The 24,252-nt window shown below is 74.6% G+C and carries 25 protein-coding genes; 15 read left to right on the forward strand and 10 right to left on the reverse strand.

The features are described 5' to 3' along the window. The 3 genes from IF19_RS0111030 (at position 1) to IF19_RS0111040 (ending at position 2,265) form a co-directional block, all read left to right on the forward strand. Complete coding sequence (locus IF19_RS0111030; protein ID WP_030114086.1) at positions 1-1,350, forward strand: NsdA family TPR-like regulatory protein; 1,350 nt, start codon at positions 1-3, stop codon at positions 1,348-1,350. An 88-nt stretch (positions 1,351-1,438) separates the two neighbouring features. Then, positions 1,439-1,969, forward strand: a complete 531-nt coding sequence (locus IF19_RS0111035) for an NUDIX domain-containing protein (protein WP_030277823.1) — start codon at positions 1,439-1,441, stop codon at positions 1,967-1,969. Between the two features lie 50 nt (positions 1,970-2,019). Next, on the forward strand, positions 2,020-2,265 hold the full coding sequence (locus tag IF19_RS0111040; protein ID WP_030114084.1) for a hypothetical protein: 246 nt from the start codon (positions 2,020-2,022) through the stop codon (positions 2,263-2,265). An 89-nt stretch (positions 2,266-2,354) separates the two neighbouring features. On the opposite strand, the gene IF19_RS0111045 is transcribed toward IF19_RS0111040, so the two are convergent. After that, positions 2,355-3,212, reverse strand: a complete 858-nt coding sequence (locus IF19_RS0111045) for a 3-hydroxybutyryl-CoA dehydrogenase (protein ID WP_030114083.1) — start codon at positions 3,210-3,212, stop codon at positions 2,355-2,357. A 202-nt stretch (positions 3,213-3,414) separates the two neighbouring features. Here IF19_RS0111045 and IF19_RS0111050 point away from each other — a divergent pair, with 202 nt between their 5' ends. Then, on the forward strand, positions 3,415-4,713 hold the full coding sequence (locus tag IF19_RS0111050; protein WP_223857872.1) for a glycoside hydrolase family 10-like protein: 1,299 nt from the start codon (positions 3,415-3,417) through the stop codon (positions 4,711-4,713). Between the two features lie 50 nt (positions 4,714-4,763). Here the strand turns inward: IF19_RS0111050 and IF19_RS0111055 are convergent, their stop codons facing one another. Together IF19_RS0111055 and IF19_RS0111060 are read right to left on the reverse strand one after the other, a co-directional pair. Continuing rightward, complete coding sequence (locus tag IF19_RS0111055) at positions 4,764-4,979, reverse strand: DUF1918 domain-containing protein (protein ID WP_030114082.1); 216 nt, start codon at positions 4,977-4,979, stop codon at positions 4,764-4,766. Between the two features lie 130 nt (positions 4,980-5,109). Further along, entirely contained in the window at positions 5,110-6,195 is a 1,086-nt protein-coding gene (locus IF19_RS0111060) for a DMT family transporter (RefSeq protein WP_030277827.1), read from the reverse strand. Between IF19_RS0111060 and IF19_RS0111065 the strand changes: the two genes are divergently transcribed. The 4 genes from IF19_RS0111065 to IF19_RS0111080 all read left to right on the forward strand — a co-directional run bounded on the left by IF19_RS0111065 (position 6,194) and on the right by IF19_RS0111080 (position 9,701). Further along, on the forward strand, positions 6,194-7,648 hold the full coding sequence (locus IF19_RS0111065; RefSeq protein ID WP_030277829.1) for an aminotransferase-like domain-containing protein: 1,455 nt from the start codon (positions 6,194-6,196) through the stop codon (positions 7,646-7,648). The genes IF19_RS0111060 and IF19_RS0111065 overlap by 2 nt on opposite strands. A gap of 152 nt (positions 7,649-7,800) precedes the next feature. Further along, the gene (locus IF19_RS0111070; RefSeq protein ID WP_030114078.1) at positions 7,801-8,376 is read left to right on the forward strand and encodes a histidine phosphatase family protein; all 576 of its coding nucleotides are present in this window, start codon (positions 7,801-7,803) and stop codon (positions 8,374-8,376) included. A gap of 98 nt (positions 8,377-8,474) precedes the next feature. Beyond that, the gene (locus IF19_RS0111075) at positions 8,475-8,972 is read left to right on the forward strand and encodes a peptidylprolyl isomerase (protein ID WP_030114077.1); all 498 of its coding nucleotides are present in this window, start codon (positions 8,475-8,477) and stop codon (positions 8,970-8,972) included. Between the two features lie 189 nt (positions 8,973-9,161). Further along, positions 9,162-9,701 (forward strand): hypothetical protein, encoded by a 540-nt coding sequence (locus IF19_RS0111080; RefSeq protein ID WP_030114076.1) that lies wholly within the window; start codon positions 9,162-9,164, stop codon positions 9,699-9,701. Positions 9,702-9,795: 94 nt separating this feature from the next. On the opposite strand, the gene IF19_RS0111085 is transcribed toward IF19_RS0111080, so the two are convergent. Then, a complete protein-coding gene (locus IF19_RS0111085) occupies positions 9,796-10,197 on the reverse strand; it encodes a DUF5997 family protein (RefSeq protein ID WP_030114075.1) in 402 nt (133 codons plus the stop codon). Between the two features lie 58 nt (positions 10,198-10,255). Here IF19_RS0111085 and IF19_RS0111090 point away from each other — a divergent pair, with 58 nt between their 5' ends. After that, positions 10,256-11,068: a LysR family substrate-binding domain-containing protein gene (locus IF19_RS0111090; RefSeq protein WP_030114074.1), complete on the forward strand. Its 813-nt coding sequence runs from the start codon at positions 10,256-10,258 to the stop codon at positions 11,066-11,068. Positions 11,069-11,285: 217 nt separating this feature from the next. Continuing rightward, entirely contained in the window at positions 11,286-12,740 is a 1,455-nt protein-coding gene (locus IF19_RS01000000134650) for a hypothetical protein (protein ID WP_030114073.1), read from the forward strand. On the opposite strand, the gene IF19_RS0111105 is transcribed toward IF19_RS01000000134650, so the two are convergent. The 4 genes from IF19_RS0111105 to IF19_RS0111120 all read right to left on the reverse strand — a co-directional run bounded on the left by IF19_RS0111105 (position 12,651) and on the right by IF19_RS0111120 (position 16,987). Beyond that, positions 12,651-13,646, reverse strand: coding sequence for a MerR family transcriptional regulator (locus tag IF19_RS0111105; protein ID WP_030114072.1), 996 nt, complete (start codon positions 13,644-13,646; stop codon positions 12,651-12,653). The genes IF19_RS01000000134650 and IF19_RS0111105 overlap by 90 nt on opposite strands. A 3-nt stretch (positions 13,647-13,649) precedes the next feature. Further along, entirely contained in the window at positions 13,650-14,330 is a 681-nt protein-coding gene (locus tag IF19_RS0111110) for a HEAT repeat domain-containing protein (RefSeq protein ID WP_030114071.1), read from the reverse strand. Between the two features lie 259 nt (positions 14,331-14,589). Continuing rightward, a complete protein-coding gene (locus IF19_RS0111115; RefSeq protein ID WP_030120554.1) occupies positions 14,590-15,198 on the reverse strand; it encodes a GOLPH3/VPS74 family protein in 609 nt (202 codons plus the stop codon). A gap of 400 nt (positions 15,199-15,598) precedes the next feature. Further along, positions 15,599-16,987: a Fic family protein gene (locus IF19_RS0111120; protein WP_030120555.1), complete on the reverse strand. Its 1,389-nt coding sequence runs from the start codon at positions 16,985-16,987 to the stop codon at positions 15,599-15,601. 133 nt (positions 16,988-17,120) lie between these two features. Here IF19_RS0111120 and argC point away from each other — a divergent pair, with 133 nt between their 5' ends. From argC to IF19_RS0111145, 5 genes are read left to right on the forward strand one after another with little or no spacing between them, the layout of a single operon-like run. Beyond that, positions 17,121-18,149, forward strand: a complete 1,029-nt coding sequence (argC, locus tag IF19_RS0111125; protein WP_030114067.1) for an N-acetyl-gamma-glutamyl-phosphate reductase — start codon at positions 17,121-17,123, stop codon at positions 18,147-18,149. Then, the gene (argJ, locus tag IF19_RS0111130; RefSeq protein WP_030114066.1) at positions 18,146-19,300 is read left to right on the forward strand and encodes a bifunctional glutamate N-acetyltransferase/amino-acid acetyltransferase ArgJ; all 1,155 of its coding nucleotides are present in this window, start codon (positions 18,146-18,148) and stop codon (positions 19,298-19,300) included. Before argC ends, argJ begins: the two co-directional genes overlap by 4 nt. After that, a complete protein-coding gene (gene argB / locus IF19_RS0111135) occupies positions 19,297-20,226 on the forward strand; it encodes an acetylglutamate kinase (protein WP_030114065.1) in 930 nt (309 codons plus the stop codon). The genes argJ and argB overlap by 4 nt, the downstream gene beginning before the upstream one ends. Further along, positions 20,223-21,443, forward strand: coding sequence for an acetylornithine transaminase (locus IF19_RS0111140; protein ID WP_030114064.1), 1,221 nt, complete (start codon positions 20,223-20,225; stop codon positions 21,441-21,443). The genes argB and IF19_RS0111140 overlap by 4 nt, the downstream gene beginning before the upstream one ends. Positions 21,444-21,468: 25 nt before the next feature. After that, positions 21,469-22,005 (forward strand): arginine repressor, encoded by a 537-nt coding sequence (locus IF19_RS0111145; RefSeq protein ID WP_030114063.1) that lies wholly within the window; start codon positions 21,469-21,471, stop codon positions 22,003-22,005. Between the two features lie 10 nt (positions 22,006-22,015). On the opposite strand, the gene IF19_RS0111150 is transcribed toward IF19_RS0111145, so the two are convergent. After that, the gene (locus tag IF19_RS0111150) at positions 22,016-22,720 is read right to left on the reverse strand and encodes a L,D-transpeptidase family protein (protein ID WP_030277831.1); all 705 of its coding nucleotides are present in this window, start codon (positions 22,718-22,720) and stop codon (positions 22,016-22,018) included. 91 nt (positions 22,721-22,811) lie between these two features. Continuing rightward, positions 22,812-24,128, reverse strand: a complete 1,317-nt coding sequence (locus IF19_RS0111155; protein ID WP_030120558.1) for a HEAT repeat domain-containing protein — start codon at positions 24,126-24,128, stop codon at positions 22,812-22,814. Between the last annotated feature and the right edge of the window lie 124 nt (positions 24,129-24,252).

The raw sequence follows: 24,252 nt of genomic DNA on the forward strand, positions 1-24,252 counted from the left end.
ATGGAGCCCAATGTCCTGCTCGAAGCCCTGATCGAGGAGGCCGGTGTCTCCCGCGCGGGCCTCGCGGGCCATGTCAACCGGGCGGGCCTCACCCGCGGGCTGGGCCTGCGGTACGAGCACACGGCGGTCTCCCGCTGGCTCAAGGGCCAGCGCCCGCGCGGCCAGGTGCCCGACCTGATCTGCGAGGTGCTGGCCGGCCGGCTCGGGCGGCCCGTCGGGCTCGACGACATCGGGATGGGCGCCTTCGCCGCGTCCGGGACGGAGACCGGCGCGGAGGGGGCCGCCCTCTCCGGGTTCGTCGAGCGGGCCACCGCCCTGTGGCGCTCGGACGAACAGCACCGCCCCGGCCTGGCCGCCGTGCCCGCCGTCACGGGGACCTCGGCGGTGATGCCGGTCTGGGAGTGGGAGAACCCCCCGGAGGACGTGGACGTCTCGCGCCCGGGGCCGGTCCGGGTGAGCGAGACGGACATAGCGATGCTCAAGGCGGCCCGCGACCACTACGAGCAGATGTACCGCAAGGCGGGCGGGGTCGCGACCAGGTCCCGGATCGTGCGCTTCCTCGACGCGGAGGCCGCGCCGCTGCTGCGCGGCGGCTACAGCGACGCCCTCGGCCGCGGCCTGCACCGCGCGACCGCCGGGCTGGTGGCGGTCGCCGGCATCTGCGCGTACGACTCCGACGCCCACGGGCTCGCCCAGCGCTACTTCCACCAGGCGCTGCGGCTCGCCAAGTCCAGCGGCGACCGGGGGCTCGGCGGCTATGTGATCGCGCTCCTGGTCACCCAGTCGCTGTTCCTGGGCGAGCACCGCCGCTCCATCGCCTTCGCCGAGGCCGCGCTGCGGGCCGCGGGCGACCACATCACCCCGGCCCTCGCCGCCGATCTGCACGCCATGCAGGCCAAGGCGTACGCCCGGCTCGGGGACGCGGCGAGCGCCCGCGCCTGCATCGGGCGGGCCGAGGCCCAGGCCGGCCGCGTCCACACCGGGCGGGAGCCGGACGAGACGGGGTACATCCAGCCGGGGCTGGTCGACGTCCAGGTGGCGGAGGCCCTGCTCGGCCTCGGCGACCTGCCCGCCGCACGGGCGCACGCGGACTCCGCCGTACGCGCCCCGGCGCACGACCGGGGGCGCGTGCACCGACTCGCCATGCTCAGCCATATCGAGCTGCTCCAGGGCGAGGCGGACCGGGCGGCCGTCACCGCTGCCGAGATGGCGGCCAGGGCCCGGGGCACGGAGTCCCAGCGGCTGCGCGACCGGCTGCGCGGGGTCCGGCGCGGGCTGGCCGCGAGCGGCTGCGCCGAGGCCGTACGGACCACCGATCTCATCGACGAGGCGCTCCGCGTGCCTCTGTGAGCTCCGGCGCCGCCCCCCGCCGCTCGTTCCTCCCGGCAGCCGAGCCTGTTGACATGTTGGCCCCGACATGTCGAAAGGCGGCGCCCCCGTGCAGTGGACGAACCTGAACGAACGGAACGTGTACCAGAACCCGTGGTTCCGGGTGAACCTGGCGGACGTGCGGCTGCCCGACGGCAGCCGCCTCGACCACTTCGTCATCCGGCAGCGCCCCGTCGCGGCCGCCACCGCCGTCAACGAGGCGAACGAGGTGCTGCTGCTCTGGCGCCACCGGTTCATCACCGACAGCTGGGGGTGGGAGCTGGCCGCGGGCGTCGTCGAGGACGGTGAGGACATCGCGGCGGCCGCCGCCCGGGAGATGGAGGAGGAGACCGGCTGGCGCCCCGGCGCGCTGCATCCGCTGCTCACGGTGGAACCGTCGAACGGCCTCACCGACGCCCGCCACCACCTGTACTGGTCCGAGGACGCGCACTGGACGGGCCAGCCGCAGGACGCCTTCGAGTCGTCCCGCCGCGAGTGGATACCGCTCAAGGTGGTCCCGGACATGATCGCCCGGGGCGAGGTTCCCGCCGCAAACATGGCGGCCGCGCTGCTGATGCTGCACCATCTGAGACTGGGCTGAGCCCGGCCCCCTGACGAAGCCCCCGTGCGTGGCCGCCTCCGAGGAGGACGATGCGATTCCTTGTCCGTGCCGACCGTGACATGACCGTGGTGTTCGAGCCCACGGCGGAGGAGGTCTCTCTGCGGCCGGGCGAGACCCTCACCGTGGAGTGGTTCGCCGAGAAGAGCGACGGGATGGTCTCGCTGGAGCGGGGGGACCTCGTCGTGTCGGCCCCGAGCGGCGGGTACACCCGCGTCTGGGCATCCGACGGAACGGAGATCTACGTCGGCCCCGACTCGGGCGGCGAGGCACGGTGAACGACGCCTCGGCCGTACTCGGGCCCTGACCGCCACGAACGCACTGTCGGGCCCGGCGGCTCAAGCGCCGGGCCCGACGATGGGGCGGCTCAGTAGGCGTAGAAGCCCGACCCCGTCTTGCGGCCCAGCCGGCCCGCGTCGACCATGCGCTGGAGCAGCGGGGGAGCGGCGTACAGCGGCTCCTTGTACTCGGCGTACATCGAGTCCGCGACCGAGGCCACGGTGTCCAGGCCGATCAGGTCCGCCAGCTTCAGCGGGCCCATCGGGTGGGCGCAGCCCATCTCCATGCCGTTGTCGATGTCCTCGCGGCTGGCGATGCCCGACTCGAACATCCGGATCGCGGAGAGCAGGTACGGGATCAGCAGCGCGTTCACGACGAAGCCGGACCGGTCCTGGGCGCGGATCGGGTGCTTGCCGAGCACGTCCTGCACGACGGCCTCGGCGCGCGCGATCGTCTCGTCCGAGGTGGTCAGCGCCGGGATCAGCTCGACGAGCTTCTGCACCGGGGCCGGGTTGAAGAAGTGGATGCCGATGACCTGGTCCGGCCGCGAGGTGGCGACGGCCAGCTTCACCAGCGGGATCGAGGAGGTGTTGGAGGCCAGGATCGCGTCCTGCCGGGTCACCACCTGGTCGAGCACCTGGAAGATCTCGGTCTTGACCTGCTCGTTCTCCACGACGGCCTCGATGACGAGATCGCGGTCGGCGAACTCCCCGAGGTCCGTGGTGAAGGTCAGCCGGCCCAGCGTCTCGTCCCGCTCCTCCGCCGTGATCTTGCCGCGTTCGGCGGCCTTCGAGAGGGAGTTGTGCAGGCGGGTGCGGCCGATCTCCAGTGCCTCGCCCGTGGTCTCGGCGACCTTCACTTCGAGGCCGCTGCGCGCGCACACCTCCGCGATACCTGCGCCCATCTGGCCACAGCCCACCACTCCGACGCGTGCAATGTCGGCCATAAGGTCCGTCACCTCGTGCCTTTCGCTGTTCTCCGTATCGCAGGGTCCCGTGTGATTCCGGTGCCCGCCTCGACCCCACGACGTTACTCCGCATGCCGACCCGAACGGCCCGCGGGTCACGACGGCTACGGATGGGAAGGATGCGGTTACGTGGAGCGAGTTCGGTCAGGTGCGGGATCACGGCGAGGAGAGGTGGGCCAGGATGCGGCGAACGGGCTTGGCGAGGAGGGCGTTCGTGCTGAGCGCGGCCGGACTGCTGGCGGCGGTGACGACGGGCGGTGACGCGGCGGCCGCCCCGGCGGGGAGAAGGAGAGGCGGCGGCCGTCCGGAGGCGGCGGCCGATCAGCTCCGCGGCATGTGGATCGCCACGGTCGCCAACATCGACTGGCCGTCCAAGCCGGGGCTGACGGCGGCCCGCCAGAAGTCGGAACTGCTCGCGTACCTGGACCGGGCGGTCGAGCTGCGGCTCAACACGGTGGTGTTCCAGGTACGGCCGACCGCCGACGCCCTGTGGCCCTCGCCCCACGAGCCGTGGGCCGAGTGCCTCACCGGCACCCAGGGCAAGGACCCGGGCTGGGACCCGCTGGGCACGGCGGTCCGCGAGGCGCACGGCCGGGGCCTGGAGCTGCACGCCTGGTTCAACCCCTACCGGGTGGCCAACCACACGGACCCGTCCCGGCTGGTCGCCTCCCACCCCGCCAGGAAGCACCCCGACTGGGTCGTGCCGTACGGCGGGAAGCTCTACTACAACCCGGGGCTGCCGGAGGTCCGCCGCTTCGTCCAGGACGCGATGCTGGACGCCGTACGCCGGTACGACATCGACGCGGTCCACTGGGACGACTACTTCTACCCCTACCCGGTGGCCGGGCAGTCCTTCGACGACGACGCGGAGTTCGAGCGGTACGGCGGCGCTTTCGCCGACCGGGCGGCGTGGCGGCGCGACAACATCGACCGGCTCGTCCGCGAGACCGGCGAGCGCATCCGGGCGCTCAAGCCGCGCGTCCGCTTCGGCGTCAGCCCCTTCGCGGTCTGGCGCAACGCGGCCACCGACCCCAAGGGCTCGGACACCCGGGCGGGCGTGCAGACCTACGACGACCTGTACGCCGACACCCGCGCGTGGGTTAAGAAGGGGTGGATCGACTACATCTGCCCGCAGATCTACTGGCACATCGGACAGAGCGCCGCCGACTACGCCAAGGTCCTCGACTGGTGGAGCCGGACGGTCCGGGGCACCGGCGTCGAGCTGTACGTGGGCGAGGCGCTGTACAAGGCGGGCGACCCCGCCCAGGCGCAGGCGTGGCAGGACCCGGCCGAGCTGTCCCGCCACCTCACCCTCGGCGAGAAGTACCGGGAGGTGGGCGGCCACATCTACTTCTCCGGCAAGAGCGTGCTGGCGGACCGGATCGGCGCGATGCGGCGCGTGGTGGCCGACCACTACACGGACCGCGCCCGCCGCCACCCGGACCGGGACGGCGCGTATCCGCGCAGGGGCAGGTGGTAGACGTACCCGGGGCGGGTCCGGGGGCTCGCGCTCCGGGCCCGCCCCCGGCGTCACCGGTCCTGCCGCCGCTCGTCCTCCGCCGTGCCGCGGTGCCGGACGACGCTGTCGGGGCCGGGTGACATCAGGGATTCATGGCCGTCGTCGAAACGGAGCCGGTACGGGGGAGCGCCCCCGTCACCGAGCACTTCGACGATCTCCGCGACCCGGTCGTGCTGTCCCACGGTCCTGCCGTGTGTCAGCAGCCGGTCGCCCTTGCGTGCCTCCATCGGGAGCGACCTCCTCGCAACGGGTGGCCGGGGCCCGTCGGGTGACGGCGTCCCCTTGTCGACAAGTCTATGACCGTACGGGCCGGGCTTCCCGCGCCGCCGCGACCGGACGTCCCGGGCCTCCGCTCCGCTACGGCCGCCGGGCCGGCGTCCGTACGGCCCGGGAGGTGCGCGCCCCGCGGCGGCCGGCCCGCTGGGTGGCGGCGATGCAGACGAGTACCGCCACCGCCGCGACCGGGGCCGCGGCCGAGATCTCCTCGCCGAGCAGCAGGAAGGACCACACGAGCGTCAGCAGCGGCTGGGCGAGCTGGAGCTGACTGGCGCGGGCGACACCGATCGCGGCCATGCCCCGGTACCAGACGTACAGCCCGAGGAAGGTCGACCCGGCGGCGACCCAGACCAGGCCGACGACGCCGTGCGCGGTCAGGCGGACCGGTTCGAGGGGCAGCGCGACCAGGCTGCCCGCGACCGCGAGGGGCAGGCACAGGACCAGCGCCCAGCCGATCACCTGCCACCCCGGCATCACCCGGGCCAGCCGGCCGCCCTCGGTGTACCCGGCCGCGCACACCAGCAGCGCGCCGAACAGATACAGATCGCCGGCCGCGAGGGCCCCGCCGCTCTCCCGCACGGTGAACACGATCACCACGGCCGCACCGGCCAGCGCCGCGCCCCAGAACAGGCGCGAGGGCCGTTCGCCGGTCCGCAGGGACCCCAGTACCGCCGTGGTCAACGGCAGCAGGCCCACGACCACGGCCGCGTGCGAGGTGGTGGAGGTCTGCAGGGCCAGCGTCGTCAGCAGCGGGAAGCCCACCACGACCCCGCCCCCGACCACCGCGAGCCCCGCCCAGTGGCGGCGCGCGGGCAGCGGTACCCGGGCGGCCAGCAGCACCCCGCCCGCGACCAGTGCGGCGAGCACGCTGCGCAGGGCCACCAGGGACCAGGGGCCGAAGCTCTCCAGCCCCCAGGCCGTGGCGGGGAAGGTGAGCGAGAACGCGACGACCCCGAGCCCGGCGAGCACGGTGCCGCTCCGGCCGGGGGCGGGCCCGGGCGAGGGGGCGGCGGCGGGGGGCTGGTGCGCGGGCGAGGCGGCGGCGGGCCCGTGTGCGGCAGCGGCCGGCGCCTCCGTCCGCGAGGCCGCCGAAGCGGTGGGCGAGGTGGCGGGCGGCTCGGCGACCGCTATCGGAGAAGATGCGGTAGCGCTATCCTGTGCTCTCATGCAAGAGCGTAGCAGCGTCGCCGAACTGGTCACTTCCCTGCGGGCCGAGCTCGACCGCTACTCACCGGGTGGAAAGCTCCCGTCGAGCCGGGCTCTCGTCGAACGGTTCCGGGTCAGCCCCGTCACCGTCTCCCGCGCCATCGCCCAGCTCGCCGCCGAAGGGCTCGTCACCACCCGCCCCGGCTCCGGCGCCTTCCGCGCCCGCCCCCGCACCGCGCTGCCCGCCCCCGGCGACACGTCCTGGCAAGAGGTGTCGCTGAGCGGCGACGGCGGGCCCGAGGTGGTGCCGCGTACGGTCGACGCCTCCGGGGTGCTGGTCACCCTCGCCGCCCCGCCGCCCGGCGTCATCGAGTTCAACGGCGGCTACCTCCACGCCTCGCTCCAGCCCGAGCGGGCCCTCTCCGCCGCGCTGGCCCGCGCCGGCCGCAGGCCGGGCGCCTGGGGCCGCCCCCCGACGGACGGACTGCCCGAGCTGCGGTCCTGGTTCGCCCGCGAGATCGGGCCCGCCCTCTCCGGCGCCGACGTCCTGATCACCGCGGGCGGCCAGAGCGCGCTGGCCACCGCCCTGCGCGCGCTCGCCCCGCCCGGCGCGCCGGTCCTGGTGGAGTCGCCCACCTACCCCGGCATGCTCGCCGCCGCCCGCGCCACCGGACTGCGCCCCGTACCCGTCCCGGTGGACGCCGACGGGATCCGCCCGGAGCTGCTCGCCGACGCCTTCCGGGCCACCGGCGCCCGGGTCCTCGTCACCCAGCCGCTCTTCCAGAACCCCACCGGGGCCGTCCTCGCCCCGGCCCGCCGCCCGGAGGTGCTGGCCATCGCCCGCGCGGCCGGGGCGTTCGTGATCGAGGACGACTTCGCCCGCAGGCTCGTCCACGACGACGCCGGACCGCTGCCCCCGCCGCTGGCCGCCGACGACCCCGACGGCGTCGTCGTCCACGTCTGCTCGCTGACCAAGGTCGCCTCGCCCAGCCTGCGGGTCGGCGCGCTGGCCGCCCGGGGGCCCGTGCTGGAACGCCTGCGGGGCATCCAGGTCGTCGACAGCTTCTTCGTGCCCCGGCCGCTCCAGGAAGCCGCGCTGGAGCTCGTCGGCTCCCCGTCCTGGGGCCGCCACCTGGCCGCCGTCGCCACGGAGCTGCGCCACCGCCGTACGGCCATGGCGACCGCGCTGGCCGCCGACCTCCCGGAGCTGACGCTGCCGCACCTCCCGGCGGGCGGCGGCAGCCTCTGGCTCCGGCTGCCCGGCGGCGGCACGGGGACGGACGCCGACGAGGCCGGTGTCGTCTCGGCCGCCCTGGGCGCCTCGGTCGCCGTCGCCCCCGGCCGCCCCTATTTCTGCGCCGAGCCCCCGGCCGGACACGTCCGCCTGAGTTTCGCCGCCGTCTCCGGGGCCGCCGAGATCGCGGAGGGCGTCCGCCGCCTCCGTACCGCCTTCGACCGGCTCCTCGGGCGCTGAAGGGGCGACGGGCGGGGCCGCTGAGAGGCCGGCTCTCCGGTGCGCGGGCGGCGGCTCCTCGGCTCGGAGGGGCCGGCTCCCCGGCGCCGGGGGAGCCTTCCCGGGGCGCAGGCCCTCTTGACCAAACAGGCGTTCGGCCCCACGATCCCGCCATGACGCTTCGGGTCACTCTGGTCGCAGCGGCACGCGGTTCCTTACGGCAGGCCGAACGCTTCGACGACGACCGGCCGCTCGACGCGGCCGGCCGGGACGAGGTGCGGTTCGTCGCCCACGCACTCGTCCCGCTCGGCGCGGCCGAGCTGCGCTACTGCTCGCCCACGCCGCGCAGCCGGGCCACCGGGAACGCCCTCGGCTTCGGCCCGATGGCCCAACCGGCCCTGCGTGACTGGGACATGGGGCGCTGGCGCGGGATGACCCTGGGCGAGGTGACCGCCCGGGAGCCCGCCGCCGTCGACCTCTGGCTCTCCGATCCGCGCAGCGCCCCGCACGGGGGCGAGACCATGCTCGACTTCATCGGACGGGTCGGAGGCTGGCTCGACACCCGCCCCGTCGACGACATCCTCGCCGTCGCCGTCGCCGAACCCGCCGTGATCCGGGCCGCTCTCGTCTACGCCCTGAGCGCCCCGCCCTCCGCGTACTGGAACGTGGACGTGCGCCCGCTGTCCACCGTCACGCTGACCGGCCTGCCGGGCCGCTGGAGCCTGTGCCTGGAGGCGGGCGGCCGCTGAGCCGGGAGGCGGACGGGAGGGCGGCGGAAGCCGTTCGTCCGGCGTGCCGACCCAACCCGGGTTTCGCCTGCGGTTGCCAGGAATGTGAGGATGTCACCATGACAACCAAGGTCTACTTCGACATCACCATCGACGACGCGCCCGCAGGGCGGATCTCGTTCAACCTGTTCGACGACGTCGTCCCCAAGACGACGGAGAACTTCCGCGCGCTCGCCACCGGCGAGAAGGGCTTCGGCTACGCCGGCTCGTCCTTCCACCGCGTCATCACGGACTTCATGCTCCAGGGCGGCGACTTCACCCGCGGTGACGGCACCGGCGGCAAGAGCATCTACGGCGAGAAGTTCGCCGACGAGAACTTCAAGCTCAAGCACGACCGCGTGGGCCTGCTCTCGATGGCCAACGCCGGCCCGAACACCAACGGCTCGCAGTTCTTCATCACCACGGTGCTCACCCCGTGGCTGGACGGCAAGCACGTCGTCTTCGGCGAGGTCGCCGACGAGGACAGCATGAAGCTCGTCCGCAAGATCGAGGCGCTCGGCTCCTCCAGCGGCCGCACCCGCGCCAAGGTCACCATCGCCGAGTCCGGCGTTCTCTGACCCCGCCTCCGGCCGGCCCTGGCCGGTCAGGTCTTCCCCGGGCCCGTGGCAGGACCGTTTCCCTCACGCGTACGCGTATGCGCGAGGGGGCGGACCGGCCGCGGGCCCGCGGTATGCGTCCACCCCAACTCCCTGACACCGGGCCCTCGTTCGGGCAGAATCGAGGGGCGGCGACGGGGGGATACGGCGATGCGGCGCACCGAGGCGGCACGGGAACTGGGCGGGTTCGTCCGCGAACACCGCACCGACGGCGGCAGAAGGCTGCGGACGGCCGGAGCCCTGCTGGTCACCGGCGTCGTCGGCCTGGCCTTCGGCATCCCGGTGACGGTCGCCTCGATCGGCACCACCGACGGGGCGCCGGAGCTGGCGGGCCTGCTGCTCGGCGTGGGGCTGATCGGACTGGGGCTCGGGGTGTGGCGGCTGACGCAGGCGCTCCGCACCCGCGAGCAGTGCTTCGACGTCCACGAGCGGGGGCTGACCCACCGGGTCGCGGGACACGCCACCCTCATCCCCTGGACGGACATCGAGGGCATCGGCGCCGTCACGGCCGACGACGGCCGCCTGCTGGCCGAGGCGCGAGGGATGGGGCTGCGCTACACCATCGCCCTGCGCGACGGTCGCGGCCTCCGGGTGGACACGTTCACCGAGGACGCGAAGGAGCTGGCCGAGACGATCCATCGCGCCGTGCACCTGGGCGAGCTGCCGAGGGGCCGGGGGCGCCGACCCTGACGGTCGGCCGCCGGGACGGACCGCCCGACCGGAGGGGTTCGACGCCCCCGCGGGCGTACCGCCCTGCCGGGCCCCTGCTCCTGGCCCCGGGTCGCTACTCCTGGCCGGCGGCGCGCGCGGCCCGCTCGGCGTTGCGCTCCTTGATGCGGGCGGCCTCCTTGCGCACCTCCGCCTGCGTCTCGCGCTCCTTGCGCAGCCACTCGGGCATCTCGTCCTTCAGCGCGTCGATCTGCTCGGTGGTGAGCGGCTCGGTGACCCCGCCGCGGGCCAGCCCCGCGATGGAGACGCCGAGCCTCGCGGCGACGACCGGGCGGGGGTGCGGACCGGTCCGGCGCAGCTCCACGAGCCAGGCCGGCGGATCGGTCTGGAGGGTGTTCAGCTCGGTGCGGGAGACGGCACCCTCCTGGAACTCGGCGGGGGTGGCCTGGAGGTACACACCCAGCTTCTTCGCCGCGGTGGCGGGCTTCATGGTCTGGGCGGTCTTGTGCGACGTCATGGGTCCAGGGTATCGACCACAGGACATACCTCCGACCACCGACCGGTAGCCTGGCCCCGTGACAGGCTCGGACATTCCCTCATCCTTCAGGCTCGCGTACGTCCCCGGCGTGACGCCCACCAAGTGGGTGAGGGTCTGGCACGAGCGGCTGCCCCACACCCCCCTGGAACTCGTCCAGGCCACCGCGGCCGACGCCCCGGGGCTGCTGGTGGACGGCGGCGCCGACGCCGGTCTCGTACGGCTGCCGGTCGACCGCGACGTCCTGAGCGCGATCCCCCTCTACACCGAGACGACCGTCGTCGTGATCCCCAAGGACCATGTGGCCACCGCCGCCGACGAGGTGGCGCCGGCCGAGCTGGCCGACGAGATCGTGCTGCACCCGCTGGACGACGTCCTCGGCTGGGAGGCCCTGCCCGGCCGACCGGCGTTCGAGCGCCCGGAGACCACGGCGGACGCGATCGAGCTGGTGGCGGCGGGCGTGGGCGTCCTGCTGGTCCCGCAGTCCCTGGCCCGGCTGCACCACCGCAAGGACCTCACCTACCGGCCGGTCCGGGAGGCCCCCGAGTCCCGGGTCGCGCTGTCCTGGCCCACGGCGGAGGAGACCCCGGACCTGGTGGAGGAGTTCATCGGGATCGTCCGGGGGCGCACGGTCAACAGCACCCGGGGCCGCGTGGCCGCCGCGCAGCAGCGGCCCACGGACAAGGCCAAGGAGAAGGCCAAGGGCAAGCAGCGGGCAGGTGGCGCGGGCGGCGCCCGCCAGAAGCCCGCGCAGGGCGCCCGGCCCGGCAAGCGCGCCGGCGGCCAGGGCGGTCAGGGTGGCAAGCGCGCGGGCGGCCAGAGCGGCAAGCGCGGAAAGCCGCGCGGCCGGTAGGCCCGCCCAGCGGCATCCAGCGGCATCCAGCGGCATCCAGCGGCATCCAGCGGCATCCAGCGGCATCCAGCGGCATCCAGCGGCATCCAGCGGTATCCGGAGCATCCGGAGCATCCGGCGTTTTCGGACGCACGGCACGCGCTGAACCGTGAACGCCACCCCGCGCCGGTTCGCTCGTTGACCGGGCAACCGCCGTCCGCAGGGGAGCGCCCGTCCGATGCCGCACATCCGCAGAACCCAGCACCTCGGCCTCGCCGGCCTGCTGGTCATCGCCGTCGCCTTCACCGCACTCCAGTTGACGGCGGTCACCGGACGGGCCTCGCCCGACTCCAAGAACTACCTCTCCTACGCCCTCAGCCTCAGCGGTGAGAGCCGCGCCGAGGCGGGCCGCCGCGCGATCGCGTACTCGTGCGAGAGCGGGCAGCACGCACCCTTGGACACCATCCCCTGGACCAGCAGGAAGGCGGCGGGGGAGACTGAGGCGCAGTGCGTACGCCGGCTCACCGACTCGGTCGCTTACTGGACCCGGAACGGCAACACGTCCGGGATGACGGCGCCGTTCGCCAACCAGCGGTTCATGGCCATCTTCGAGGCCAGGCCGGGCTATCCGCTGTTCCTGGTCCCCTTCGTGACCGCGTTCGGCGCGGTGTGGGGCCTCTGGCTGGCCGGGCTCCTCGTCGCGCTGGCCGGCGCCGTCTGCGTCCTGCTCACCCTCCGCGCGGCGGGTGCGTCCCGGCGCGCCGGCCTGGCGGGAGCGGCGCTCTACCTGGCCCTACCGACCGGCACCGTCGCGATGAACCCGCTGAGCGACGGGCTCTCCCTGGCGCTCGGCACCGTGGTCGTCCTCGGCTGCACGCTGCTGCTGCGGGAACGGCCCTCCGACACGTCCGGCGCGGGTGCCGGGCGAGGGGCGGAGGCCGCCGGAACCCGTACGCGCGCGGGGAGATGGGCGGAGGCCGCCGGGCCCCGGGTCGGCGCGGGGCGATGGGCGGACGCGGCCGGGACCCGTACCGGCGCGGCCCTCGTCGTGGGCGGGCTCGCCCTGATGTTCCTCGTCCGCTACTCCCAGGCCCTGCTGCTGGCGGCGGCGCTCGCGGGCGTCCTCGCCGTCCGGGCCGCCTGGTCGCACCGGAAGGGGCGCCGGTCGACTCCCGTACTCCGGGCGGCCGGGCTGTGCGCTCTGCTGGCCGCGCTCGTCTACGCGGGGGCGCACCTGCTGTCCTGGCCGATGGGGCAGGACAGCGCCCAGGACCTGCTGACCCACCACTACCAGCGCCCCGACCGGCCCGACCCCTGGCCCGAGTTCTTCGCCCGGGAACGGGTCTTCTGGTGGGCGTGGCTCAAGCGCCAGGCGACGTATCCGTTCCTGCCCGTCCTGCTCGCCCTCTCGGCCCTGGCCCTGGGGAAACGGCGCTCCGCCGTACTGCCGGTGGCCCTCGGGGCGGGAGTGGCGGGCCTCCTCAACCAGGCGGGCCACCCGAACCTGGACCAGCTGCTGGGCCACCGCCTCATCGTGTTCGTCTGGCTGCTGCCCGTCCTCGCGGTGCCGCTGCTCCTGGACCGGCCGCGGCCCGGGGGCCCCTCACCGCTCCCCGCGCAGCCGAAGAAGGTAGGCGGCGGTCAGCGCGACGGCACGGTCCGGGTCGTCCAGCAGGCCGGTGAGGGCACGTGAGGCCGTAGCCCCCGGGATGCCCGCCAGCGCCTGGGTCAGCCGCCCGCGCGCGGAAGCCCCGGTGGCCTCGTCGGCCAGGCGGCCGACGAGGAGGGACGCGATCCGGTCCGCCGCTCCGTCGTCACCGGCCAGGACGCCCAGCGCGTCGGCCGCGTCGGTGTCGTTCCGCCCGGCCACCACCAGATCGACCAGGGCCGGGGCCGCGTCCGCCTCGCCCCGCGTTCCCAGCGTCAGGGCCGCCCGGCCCCGGACCACGGCGTCGGGGCTCGCGAGGGCGTCCCGCAGCAGGGCGTCCGCCTCGCCGCCGGGCAGCTCGGCGAGAGCCCGTACGGCGCGGTCCCGTACGGCCGCGTCCGGCGAGCCGAGCCCCTCCGCCAGCGCCGCCGTACCGCCGCCCGACCGCGCCAGCGCCCACCGCAGGGCCCCCGCTACATACGGATCGCTCTCGCCGAGCGCCGCCTCGGCCAACGCCTCGGCCGGGACCTCGTCCACCGACGCCAGGGCCGCCCGGTGGCGGGCGGCGGCGTCATCGTCGCCGAGGCCCCGCAGCAGGGCGAGGACCTGGAGCACCTCCTCCCAGCCGGCCGGCTCCCGGGCGTGCACCCGGTGCAGCCGGGTGAGCAGTTCGGTCTCCGCCGCGATGCGTTCGCGGGTGCGGCGGATGAGGTCGTCGACGAGCGCCGACGGCGCGAAACCGGGGTCGTCGAGGGCGCGTCCGATCTCCCGCAGGGAGAGCCCCATCGCCCGCAGGCTCTCGATGTGGAAGATCCGCCGGATGTCCTCGCCCGCGTACTCGCGGTAGCCCGAGCCGGTACGGCCGGAGGGCCGCACCAGGCCGAGCGACTCGTAGTGCCGGAGCATGCGGGCGCTGACGCCGGACCGCCGCGCGACCTCACCGATCAGCACGTCTCACGTCCCTCCCGCGCCGTCGGCCGCCGGGCCGAGGGCCACCGTGCGCTTGGCCTCCTCCAGGGCGAACGCGAACCCGGTGTCCGGGTCGTGCCGCAGCCGTTCGGTGACGAGCGCGTGCGCGCGCACGACCGGGTCGGCGGCCCGCTTCGCGAGGTCCAGGGCCGGTGCCGTCGCGTCCCCCAGCGCGATCAGGGCCCGGCTCAGGCTGAGCTGCGTCGCGTGCCCGCCGCGCCCGAGCTGCGTCACCAGTACCGCCGCCAACGCGGCCTCCTCCTCTTCAGGTACGAGCAGGACCGACGCCCGCCAGGCGCTCCGCGCCACCTCGTCGTCGGCATCGGTCAGCACGCCCCGGGTGACCGCCCGCCACCCCCGGGGGTCCCCGACCTTGGACAGGGAGTGCAGCGCCTGGCTCCGTGCCTGCGCGCGCTCCGAGCGGGCCTCGTCGAGCAGCAGTGGCAGGGTGTCGGCGACCGGATGCCGGGTGAGCGCCCAGGTCAGCATGTCGCGGACGAAGAACTCCGGCTCGACCGCGCACCGCTCGACCAGCTCCGCCACGAAGCGCGGGTCCGGTGCCGAGCCGACCGCCAGAGCGGCGCGCAGCCGTACCGACGCGCTCTCGTCCCGCAGCGCCTCCAGCGCTCGCGCCCCGTCCGTTTTCCGTCGTCCCGTGACCGTCATCGAGACCACCTCCTCGACGGGCAGTGAAGAGCTTGCCACCGTGTCAAGGTCAAACCGGGAGCCGTGGCGGCCGGGCCTGGACGGGGCCGCGGACGAGTACGGACGGGGTCGTGGCGGCGCCAGGCCGGGGCCACGGGCCGCTCCCACGCTGGGTCCGGCCCGGACCCGCCCGGACGACCGCGCCCCGGCTCACCCCGAGGCCGCGCCCCGGCTCACCGGGTGACCGTGCCTCGGCTCAGCGATCGACCGCTGAGCCGGCTCAGGGCCCGCGCCAGACGTTGGCGAAGGCGGTGTTCTCGATGGTCCGCCGCTGCCGTACGGCCTCCAGCTCCATCACCGCCTCGTGGACGGTGGCGACCACCGTGGTCACCGTCTCGTCGCCGAGGCCGGGCTCCTCGCCCTCCGGCCGCTCGCCGTCGAGCCCCACGGCCGACGCGAGGGAGGCCAGCACCGGATCACCCTGCTCCCGGCGGGCCGTGGCGCGGCGGCGGGCGGGCGTGTCCACCAGCTCCACCTCCTTCGGGCCGAAGGGCAGCAGCCCGCTCCGCTTCCGCGTCAGCTCACCGTCCTCCTCCAACGCGTCCTGGTAGGCGGCGGCGAGGTCCCGGCCCCGGCGCCACAGCCAGTCCTCGACCCGCTCGTGCGGCGGCTGCCGGGTGATCTCCGCCGCGGCCGCGGCGAGCAGCCGGTCGTCCGGCACGGACGACCCGCCCGGTACGACGAGGTCGCCGTCCACGGTGACGGCCCCCGCGTCCAGGAGGTCGAGCAGTTCGGCGCCGGCGAGCGCGAGGGACAGGTCGCCCTGCCCCACCGTCCGCTCCGGCGCCGGGTCCATCGCGATGATGAACAGGTCTCTCGCCGTGGTCATGAACGGCTCCCCTCGAAGGCATCGACGCAACCGGTGCGGCCGGACCGCTACCGGGCCGCCCCGGACGGGGCGTGGCGGGTGGCGGGCGACTGCTACGACCAGTATCGCCTTCACCCCCGCCGGACCGGCGCCCGCCACAGGCCCGGAACCCGCTTCTCGGGCCGTGCCCGGCGCGACATGACGGCCGTACGCGCGAGCACGGGGAGAAGGCCGGGCGAGGCCGGGGGCGGTACCGGTTCACGGACGCGGAGGACGGTCACGACCGGGGAGCCTGCGCGGAGGTGGAGGGGCTGTACGGGGAGACCGGGCGCGAGACGTGATGTGCGGGGCGTGAGGCACGGGGGACTGGAGTGCCGGGGCCGGCAGCCACCGCGTCCGGCCCGCCGTCGGCCGGAGCCGGTCACCCCGTCGTCCGGTCCGTCGCCTCCTCGGCGCGGCGACGGGCCTCGTCGAGGTGGAGGTTGAGCCAGCGGACCAGCGTCAGCGGGTCCTCGGGGTTGTCGGCTTCGAAGCCGACGCGGCGCAGCAGGGTGGTCGAGTCGAGTGCGACGTCCTCCCGGGCGAGGACGAAGACCAGGGCGAGGAACGCGGACCGGGCGTTGCCGTCGTCGAAGGGGTGGAAGAAGCAGACGTCCAGGTAGGCGCGCGCGGCGCGCGCGGTCAGGCCGAGCGGCCGTCCGGCGTCGGGCGCGCTCCCGGCGAGGCACGCGTCGAGACGGGCCCGGGTGTCCGGTTCGATGCCGTAGCGTTCCCGGCCTCCCTTCGCGAAGGCGGGAGCGTCCCGGAACGGCGGTGGCCCGGGGGTGTCGAGAACGTGCCGCTGCCAACCGCTGAGCAGGGCGAAGTCGAGCCGTGCCCCGCGTTTCGCGTCGGCGCGGAGCAGGTCCAGGGCGCGGAGCAGCCCCTCGGCCCGCGCCGGGTCGATGGCGGCGTCGTAGTCCCGGAAGTCCTCCGCCGCACCGTCGCGGAGGGGGACCAACGGCCCCGGCGCACCGCTGTCGGGGACGCCGTCCCAGGCCACCGACGCGCGCAGATCGAGCCAGCGCCGCAGGTGGTCCGGGGGCGCCGCCGCGAGCGCGGGCACACGGGCGTCGGCCGGCTCCAGGGAGAGCGCCAGCCGCTCCGCGATGTCGTCGACCACCGGGGTCCTGGGACCGGTCCAGCTGTGGAACCGGCCGTCGATCGCCTGGTCGACCAGGTCCCCGGCCACATCGGGCGCGACTCCCCGGTGGTCGAGGAACCAGGTGAGCACCTGACGGCAGTGCCCGTACCAGCCGCTGCCGCACCCGGTGCGGTCGACGACGTGCAGGATGAGGCTTCTCGCCGTGCGTTCCCACAGGATGCGCTGCTCGTCGACGTCGGCCAGTTCGAGCGGGTACGTGTCGAAGCAGCGGGCCAGGAACTCCAGCCACTCGCGCCACTCCCGCAGGGCCGCCTCCACCCGGTCCAGCGTCTCGTCCGGCGTCGTGACCGAATCGCGCGGACAGCACCAGTGCCCGACCGGTCCGCCGTCGAAGTCCCCCTCGTCGTGAGCCCAGCGCCAGCCGAGGGTCCACGGCCCGTACCGGTCGACCAGGGCGTACGACATGGCGTCGGCCCAGGACCGCGCCTCCCCGTGGCTCCACTCGCTCATCGCGGGGTCGGCGAAGGGGATGTCCGGGCGGGTGGGCACACACCGGGCAGGTCCGAGGGAGCGCACCGTGTCCGCCAGCGCCGCCTCGTCGAGGGGATGCAGGGCGGGGTTCACATCGCCCCAGTTCAGGGTGCCAGGAACGAAGTCCGGTATCACCGCGCCAGCCTGCCACCCTCCTCGGGCGCGCCCCACCGGTTTTTTTCCTCTGCGACCGGGGAGCGGCCCACCGACCTTTGCATAAAACTGCATGCATGCGTATAGTCATGCCATCGATCAGGAGGGTTCACCGATGGTGGTACGAGCAGCAGTGGCAGGGGCGAGCGGATACGCCGGCGGGGAGCTGCTCCGTCTGCTGCTGGCGCACCCCGGCGTCGAGATCGGCGCGCTGACCGGGCACTCCAACGCCGGGCAGGCCCTCGGGTCGCTCCAGCCGCACCTGCGGCCCCTGGCGGACCGGGTGCTGGAACCCACCACCGCCGAGGCGCTCGCCGGGCACGACGTCGTCTTCCTCGCGCTGCCGCACGGGCAGTCCGCCGCCGTCGCCGAGCAGCTCGGGGACGACGTCCTCGTCGTGGACATGGGGGCCGACTTCCGGCTGAAGGACGCCGGGGACTGGGAGGCCTTCTACGGGTCCCCGCACGCCGGGACCTGGCCCTACGGGCTGCCCGAGCTGCCGGGCGCGCGGGCCGCGCTCGCCGGGGTGAAGCGGATCGCCGTGCCGGGGTGCTACCCGACCGCCGTGTCCCTCGCGCTCTTCCCGGCGTACGAGGCCGGCATCGCCGAGCCGGAGGCCGTCGTCGTCGCCGCTTCGGGCACCTCGGGCGCGGGCAAGGCGGTCAAACCGCACCTCCTCGGCTCCGAGGTGATGGGCAACATGACCCCGTACGGCGTCGGTGGCGGGCACCGCCACACGCCCGAGATGATCCAGAACCTCAGCGCCGCCGCCGGGGAGCGGGTCACCGTCTCCTTCACGCCCACCCTCGCCCCCATGCCCCGCGGCATCCTCGCCACGTGCAGCGCGAAGGCGCGGCCCGGCGTCAGCTCCGACAGTCTGCGCGCGGTCTACGGGAAGGCGTTCGCGGACGAGCCGTTCGTCGACCTGCTGCCCGAGGGGCAGTGGCCCGCCACCGCCGCGGTGTACGGCTCCAACGCCGTACAGGTCCAGGTCGCCCACGATCCCGCCGCCGGCCGGATCGTCGTCGTCTGCGCCATCGACAATCTCGCCAAGGGCACCGCGGGCGGCGCCCTCCAGAGCATGAACATCGCCCTCGGACTCCCCGAGGACACCGGACTTTCGACGATCGGAGTCGCACCGTGAGCGTCACGGCAGCACAAGGGTTCTCGGCGGCGGGCATCGCCGCCGGAATCAAGGAGAGCGGAAACCCGGACCTGGCCCTCGTGGTCAACCACGGGCCGCGCCGCGCCGCCGCGGGCGTCTTCACCTCCAACCGCGTCAAGGCCGCCCCCGTCCTCTGGTCCGAGCAGGTCCTCAAGGGCGGCGAGGTCACCGCCGTCGTCCTCAACTCCGGTGGCGCCAACGCCTGTACGGGCCCCCAGGGCTTCCAGGACACCCACGCCACCGCCGAGAAGGCCGCCGAGGTGCTGGAGGGCCACAGCGCGGGCGAGATCGCCGTCGCCTCCACCGGCCTCATCGGCATCCCGCTCCCCATGGACAAGCTGCTCCCCGGCATCGAGCAGGCCGCCGCCGCCCTCAGCGAGCACGGCGGCGAGAAGGCCGCCATCGCCATCAAGACCACCGACACCGTGCACAAGACGGCCGTCGCGGGCGGCGAGGGCTGGACCGTCGGCGGCATGGCCAAGGGCGCCGGCATGCTCGCCCCGGGCCTCGCCACCATGCTCGTCGTCCTCACCACCGACGCCGACGTGCCCTCGGAGCGACTGGACGCCGCCCTCCGCGAGGCGACCCGCACCACCTTCGACCGGGTCGACTCCGACGGCTGCATGTCCACCAACGACACCGTGCTGCTCCTCGCCTCCGGCGCCGGCGGCGTCACCCCGGACCAGGGCGTGTTCGCCGAAGCCGTACGGGCCGTCTGCGACGACCTCGCCCGGCAGCTCATCGGCGACGCCGAGGGCGCCTCCAAGGACATCCGGATCGAGGTGGTCAACGCGGCCACCGAGGACGACGCCGTCGAGGTCGGCCGGTCCATCGCCCGCAACAACCTCCTCAAGTGCGCCATCCACGGCGAGGACCCCAACTGGGGCCGCGTCCTCTCCGCCATCGGCACCACGAAGGCCGCCTTCGAGCCGGACCGGCTCAACGTCGCCATCAACGACGTCTGGGTCTGCAAGAACGGCCAGGTCGGCGAGGACCGCGACCTCGTCGACATGCGCTACCGGGAGGTCAGGATCACCGCCGACCTCGCCGAGGGCGCCGAGTCCGCCGTCATCTGGGCCAACGACCTCACCGCGGACTACGTCCACGAGAACAGCGCGTACAGCTCATGAGCGCCGCGCGGAAGCACACCGCACTCCCGAAGGCGCAGACCCTCATCGAGGCGCTGCCCTGGCTGACCCGTCACCACGGCAGGACCGTCGTCATCAAGTTCGGCGGCAACGCCATGATCGACGAGGAGCTGAAGGCCGCCTTCGCCCAGGACGTCGTCTTCCTGCGCCACGCCGGCCTCAAGCCCGTCGTCGTGCACGGCGGCGGACCGCAGATCAGCGCCCAGCTCGACAAGCAGGGCCTGGTCAGCGAGTTCAAGGCCGGGCTGCGGGTCACCACCCCCGAGGCGATGGACGTCGTCCGGATGGTGCTGGCCGGGCAGGTCCAGCGGGAGCTGGTCGGCCTCCTCAACCAGCACGGCCCCCTCGCCGTCGGCATGACCGGTGAGGACGCCCACACCATCACCGCCACCCAGCACCGGCCCACCATCGACGGCGAGTCCGTCGACATCGGCCGGGTCGGCGAGATCACCGCCATCGACACCGGGGCCGTCCAGGCGCTGCTGGACGACGGCCGCATCCCGGTTATCTCCTCGATCGCCCGCTCCGCCGACGACCACCACGTCTACAACGTCAACGCCGACACCGCCGCGGCCGCGCTCGCCGCCGCGCTGAACGCCGAAACGCTGATGGTCCTCACCGACGTCGAGGGGCTGTACGAGGACTGGCCCCACAGCGACGACGTCATCAGCCGGCTTACCGCGAGCGAGCTGGAGAAGCTGCTGCCCGAGCTGTCCAGCGGCATGGTCCCCAAGATGCAGGGCTGCCTGCACGCCGTCCGCAACGGCGTCGAGACCGCCCGCGTCATCGACGGACGCGTCCAGCACTCGATCCTGCTGGAGATCTTCACCGACGAGGGCATCGGCACCATGGTCGTGCCGGACGCCCCCATCGACGTACACACAGGGCCCGAACAGGGGGAAGCATGACGACCGGCACCAGCACCGGCACCGAGGCCGCGGGACTCACCCCGCGGTGGCAGGGCGCGCTGATGGACAACTACGGCACCCCCCGGCTGCCGCTCGTCCGCGGCGAGGGCGCCCACGTGTGGGACGAGGACGGCACCCGCTACCTCGACTTCGTCGGCGGGATCGCGGTCAACGCCCTCGGCCACGCCCACCCCGCCGTCGTCGAGGCCGTCTCCACCCAGATCGCCTCCCTCGGCCATGTGTCGAACCTGTTCATCGCCGAGCCGCCCGTGGCGCTCGCCGAGCGGCTGCTCCAGCTCTTCGGCCGCCAGGGCCGGGTCTTCTTCGCCAACTCCGGCGCGGAGGCCAACGAGGCGGCGTTCAAGATCGGCCGGCTCACCGGGCGCACCCACATGGTCGCCACCGGCGGCGGCTTCCACGGCCGGACGATGGGCGCGCTCGCCCTGACCGGCCAGCCGGGCAAACAGCAGCCGTTCGTCCCGCTCCCCGGTGACGTCACCCATGTCCCGTACGGGGACGTGGACGCCCTGCGCGCGGCCGTCACCACCGACACCGCCCTGGTGATCATCGAACCGGTGCAGGGCGAGAACGGCGTCGTCGTCCCGCCCGGCGGCTACCTGGAGGCCGCCCGGGAGATCACCCGCGCCACCGGGACGCTGCTCGTTCTCGACGAGGTGCAGACCGGGATCGGGCGCTGCGGCCAGTGGTTCGAGCACCAGGCCCACCAGGGCGTCGAGCCGGACGTCGTCACGCTCGCCAAGGGGCTCGGCGGCGGGCTGCCGATCGGTGCGACCGTCGCCTTTGGCCCGGCCGCCGACCTGCTGAAGCCGGGGCACCACGGCACGACGTTCGGCGGCAACCCGGTCGCCTGCGCCGCCGGGCTCGCCGTCCTCGACACCCTCGCCGCCGACGGCGTGCTCGACGAGGTCAAGCGGCTCGGGGAGCGGATCCGCGAGGGCGTCGAGGCGCTGGGACACCCGCTGGTCTCCCACGTCCGCGGCGCGGGCCTGCTGCTGGGTATCGTGCTCACCGGACCCCTCGCACCGCAGGTGCAGCAGGCGGCCCAGGGAGCCGGCCTCCTGGTGAACGCGCCCGCCCCCGATGTCGTACGGCTCATGCCGCCGCTGATCATCGGTGACGCGGAGGTGGACGCGTTCCTGGAGATCCTGCCGGGAGCTCTCGACGCGGCACACGGGGACGGACGATCCGGAGCATGACCTTCCGGAGAATGAGGCGACGACGATGACCGAGGCGCAGGAAACCGAGCACGGCGGGCCGTCCGTGCCGCAGACCCGCACCGCCCGCCACCGCCGGATCGTGGACATCCTGAACCGGCAGCCGGTCCGCTCGCAGAGCCAACTGGCCAAGCTCCTCGCCGACGACGGGCTGAGCGTCACCCAGGCGACGCTCTCCCGCGACCTGGACGAACTGGGCGCGGTGAAGATCCGCAACACCGGCGGCGAGCTGATCTACGCGGTGCCCAGCGAGGGCGGGTTCCGCACCCCGCAGGCCCCGCTGGGCGGCTCGGCCAAGGAGGAGCGGATGCGCCGCCTCTCGGCCGAACTGCTCATCTCGGCGGAGGCCTCGGCCAACCTCGTGGTGCTCCGCACCCCGCCGGGCGCCGCCCAGTTCCTCGCCTCGGCCATCGACCAGGCCGAACTGCACGACATCCTCGGCACCATCGCGGGCGACGACACGCTGATGCTCATCAGCCGCGATCCGGGCGGCGGCCAGGCGCTCGCCGACCACCTGCTGAGACTCGCTCAGAACGACCGCTGAACGCCCCCGTTCAGTAGCGCGTGATCGCGGTCGGGCCCGACGAGGTCCCGACCGCGATGTGCGGCCGCCGCCCCGGCTCCGCCCACGCCAGGATCTCCGCCATGGCGTCGGCGGGCACGGACACGCAACCGGCCGTCGCCCCGCGCCCGTTCACATGCAGGAAGATCCCCGCGCCCCGATGGCGCACCGGCCGCTCGTAGTTGAACCCGATCACCAGCGCCCGCGCGTACTGCGTTCCGTACGAGACCAGGTGCTCGGCCTCCTCCGCCCGGCAGTGGGCGGGGCGCGGCTCCACCCAGCGGTTGTACGCCGCCGACGCGTTGTCCTGGCACCACCAGGAGTCGTCGGTCACCTTCCGGTACGGGTACGTCGTGCCGGCCGGGGCGTGCTCGACACCGAAGGCGTACGGCAGGTCGTACAGCCCGGTCGGCGTGGTGCTGGTGCCCTGCTCGCGGGTCGCCCCCTCGGCCAGCCCGTTCTCCCCGAACCGCGCGGGCGCCGACCCGGCCTGTGCCCACCGGCCGCCGCGCCGCTCCCACCAGGTCACCGTGCCCGTCGTGGACGCGGCGTCCGGGGCCTCGGCGGTGATCAGCTGGGAGCCGCCGCCCGTGTCCGCCAGCCGCTCCGGCAGCGGCGGTACGCCGGTGGCGGGCCCGGCCCCGAGGGAGCCGGCCAGGGCGAGGAGTACGGCGGTGGTCACCAGTGGTCTGCGCATGCTCCGGACCGTACGGCGACCGGGGGCGACGCCCCACCGGACCTGCTCCGTACGGCCCAACGCGCCCGTCCCCGCGGCGGCGGCCGACCGTTCACGGCCGCCCGGGGCCCGGCCACCGGTGCCGCCTGGCCGCCCGCAGCAGCCGCTCCGCCGCCACCCGCACCGCCCGCGGCCGGTCCGGCGCGGTCCGCTCGCGCAGCAGCGGCTCCGGGATCCCGGCGGCGTCCGGCAGCAGGGCCCGGGTCGCCGCCCGCACCACGGCCGGGCTCGGGTCGTCCAGCAGCGGAGTCAGCCGCTCCCGTACGACCGCGTCCAGCGCGCGCAGGCCCGTGACCGCGTGCAACCGCACCGCGGGCGACGGGTGCTCCAGCAGGGCCCACAGCCTCGCGGCGTCCACCGCCCGGTCGCCGCACTCGCCGAGCCCGGCGGCCGCCGCCGGGCGCCCGGCCGCCTCGGCGCACCACGCCCGGTAGCGGGGGAGCGGGTCGTCACCGCCCTGCCGGAGCACGTAGCGCGCGCAGGCGCGTACGAGAGCGGACCGGTCGGCGAGGTACGGCTCGGCGTCCCGGCAGCGTCCGGCCCGCCGCAGCGCGGTCACCCCGGCCGAACGGACCCGGGGGGAGCGGGCCGTCAGCAGCCGGTCCAGCACGGCGGGATCCGGGGCCGGGCCGCCGCCCTCCGCCCGCACGGCGACGGCGGCGTCCGCGCACAGGTCCTGGAGGGTCACGTCCCCGCTGGTCGCCGCCGTGGCCGCCAGCTCCATCGGGGTCAGCAGCCCGCGCTCCACCGCGATCCGGTACGCGAGCCGGTACGTCGCCCGGTCCGGGCTAGCCGTCAGCGCCAGCACCCCGGCCGCCGGGCCCTCACGCAGCGCGGCCTCCAGCAGGGCGCGGGCGAAGCCGCCCCGCTCCCGCCGTGCCAGCCGCAGGACCAGCTCGGCCAGCGGGAACAGGGCGTCACCGGGCAGCTCGGCCAGCAGCGTCCGGGCCCGCTCCCGGACCGGCGTCGCCCAGTCCGCGCACCGCACCACCAGGAGCGGGCGCAGCTCCGGAGCGGAGCGGACCGCCTCCAGCGCCGCCTCCCGGACCCGCCCGTCCGGGTGGCACAGGGCGACGGCGGGCGGCGGAGGCGGGACCGGGGAAGCGAGCGGGGAGCCTCGGCGCCCGCGCAGGCGGTCCAGCAGTGTCGGAGCCGATCGCCCCGGTCGCCCCGGCGCCCCGGCCGGGGCGTGCGTCAGCCACGGCCGGTCGTCCATGCACCGCACACCGGCGTCGAAGGCGAGCCACGCTTCGGCCGACGCGGTGTCGAACGCCTCGGCGGGCGTCGCGCCCTCGCACACCCGCACCACGGCCCGTACGGCCTCTCCGTCCCAGCAGTCCCAGCCGTCCACCCCGGCCACCCCTCTCATCGGCTCCCGATGCTAGGGACATATCAGCCGAGGCTTCACGGCATTTTCCGCCCGCGTGGCCGACTCCACCGCCCTGACCTGCCGCTTTGACAAACCATACGGTCAACCGCATAGTTATACCCAT

Source organism: Streptomyces californicus (assembly GCF_000717645.1).
Classification (GTDB): domain Bacteria; phylum Actinomycetota; class Actinomycetes; order Streptomycetales; family Streptomycetaceae; genus Streptomyces; species Streptomyces californicus.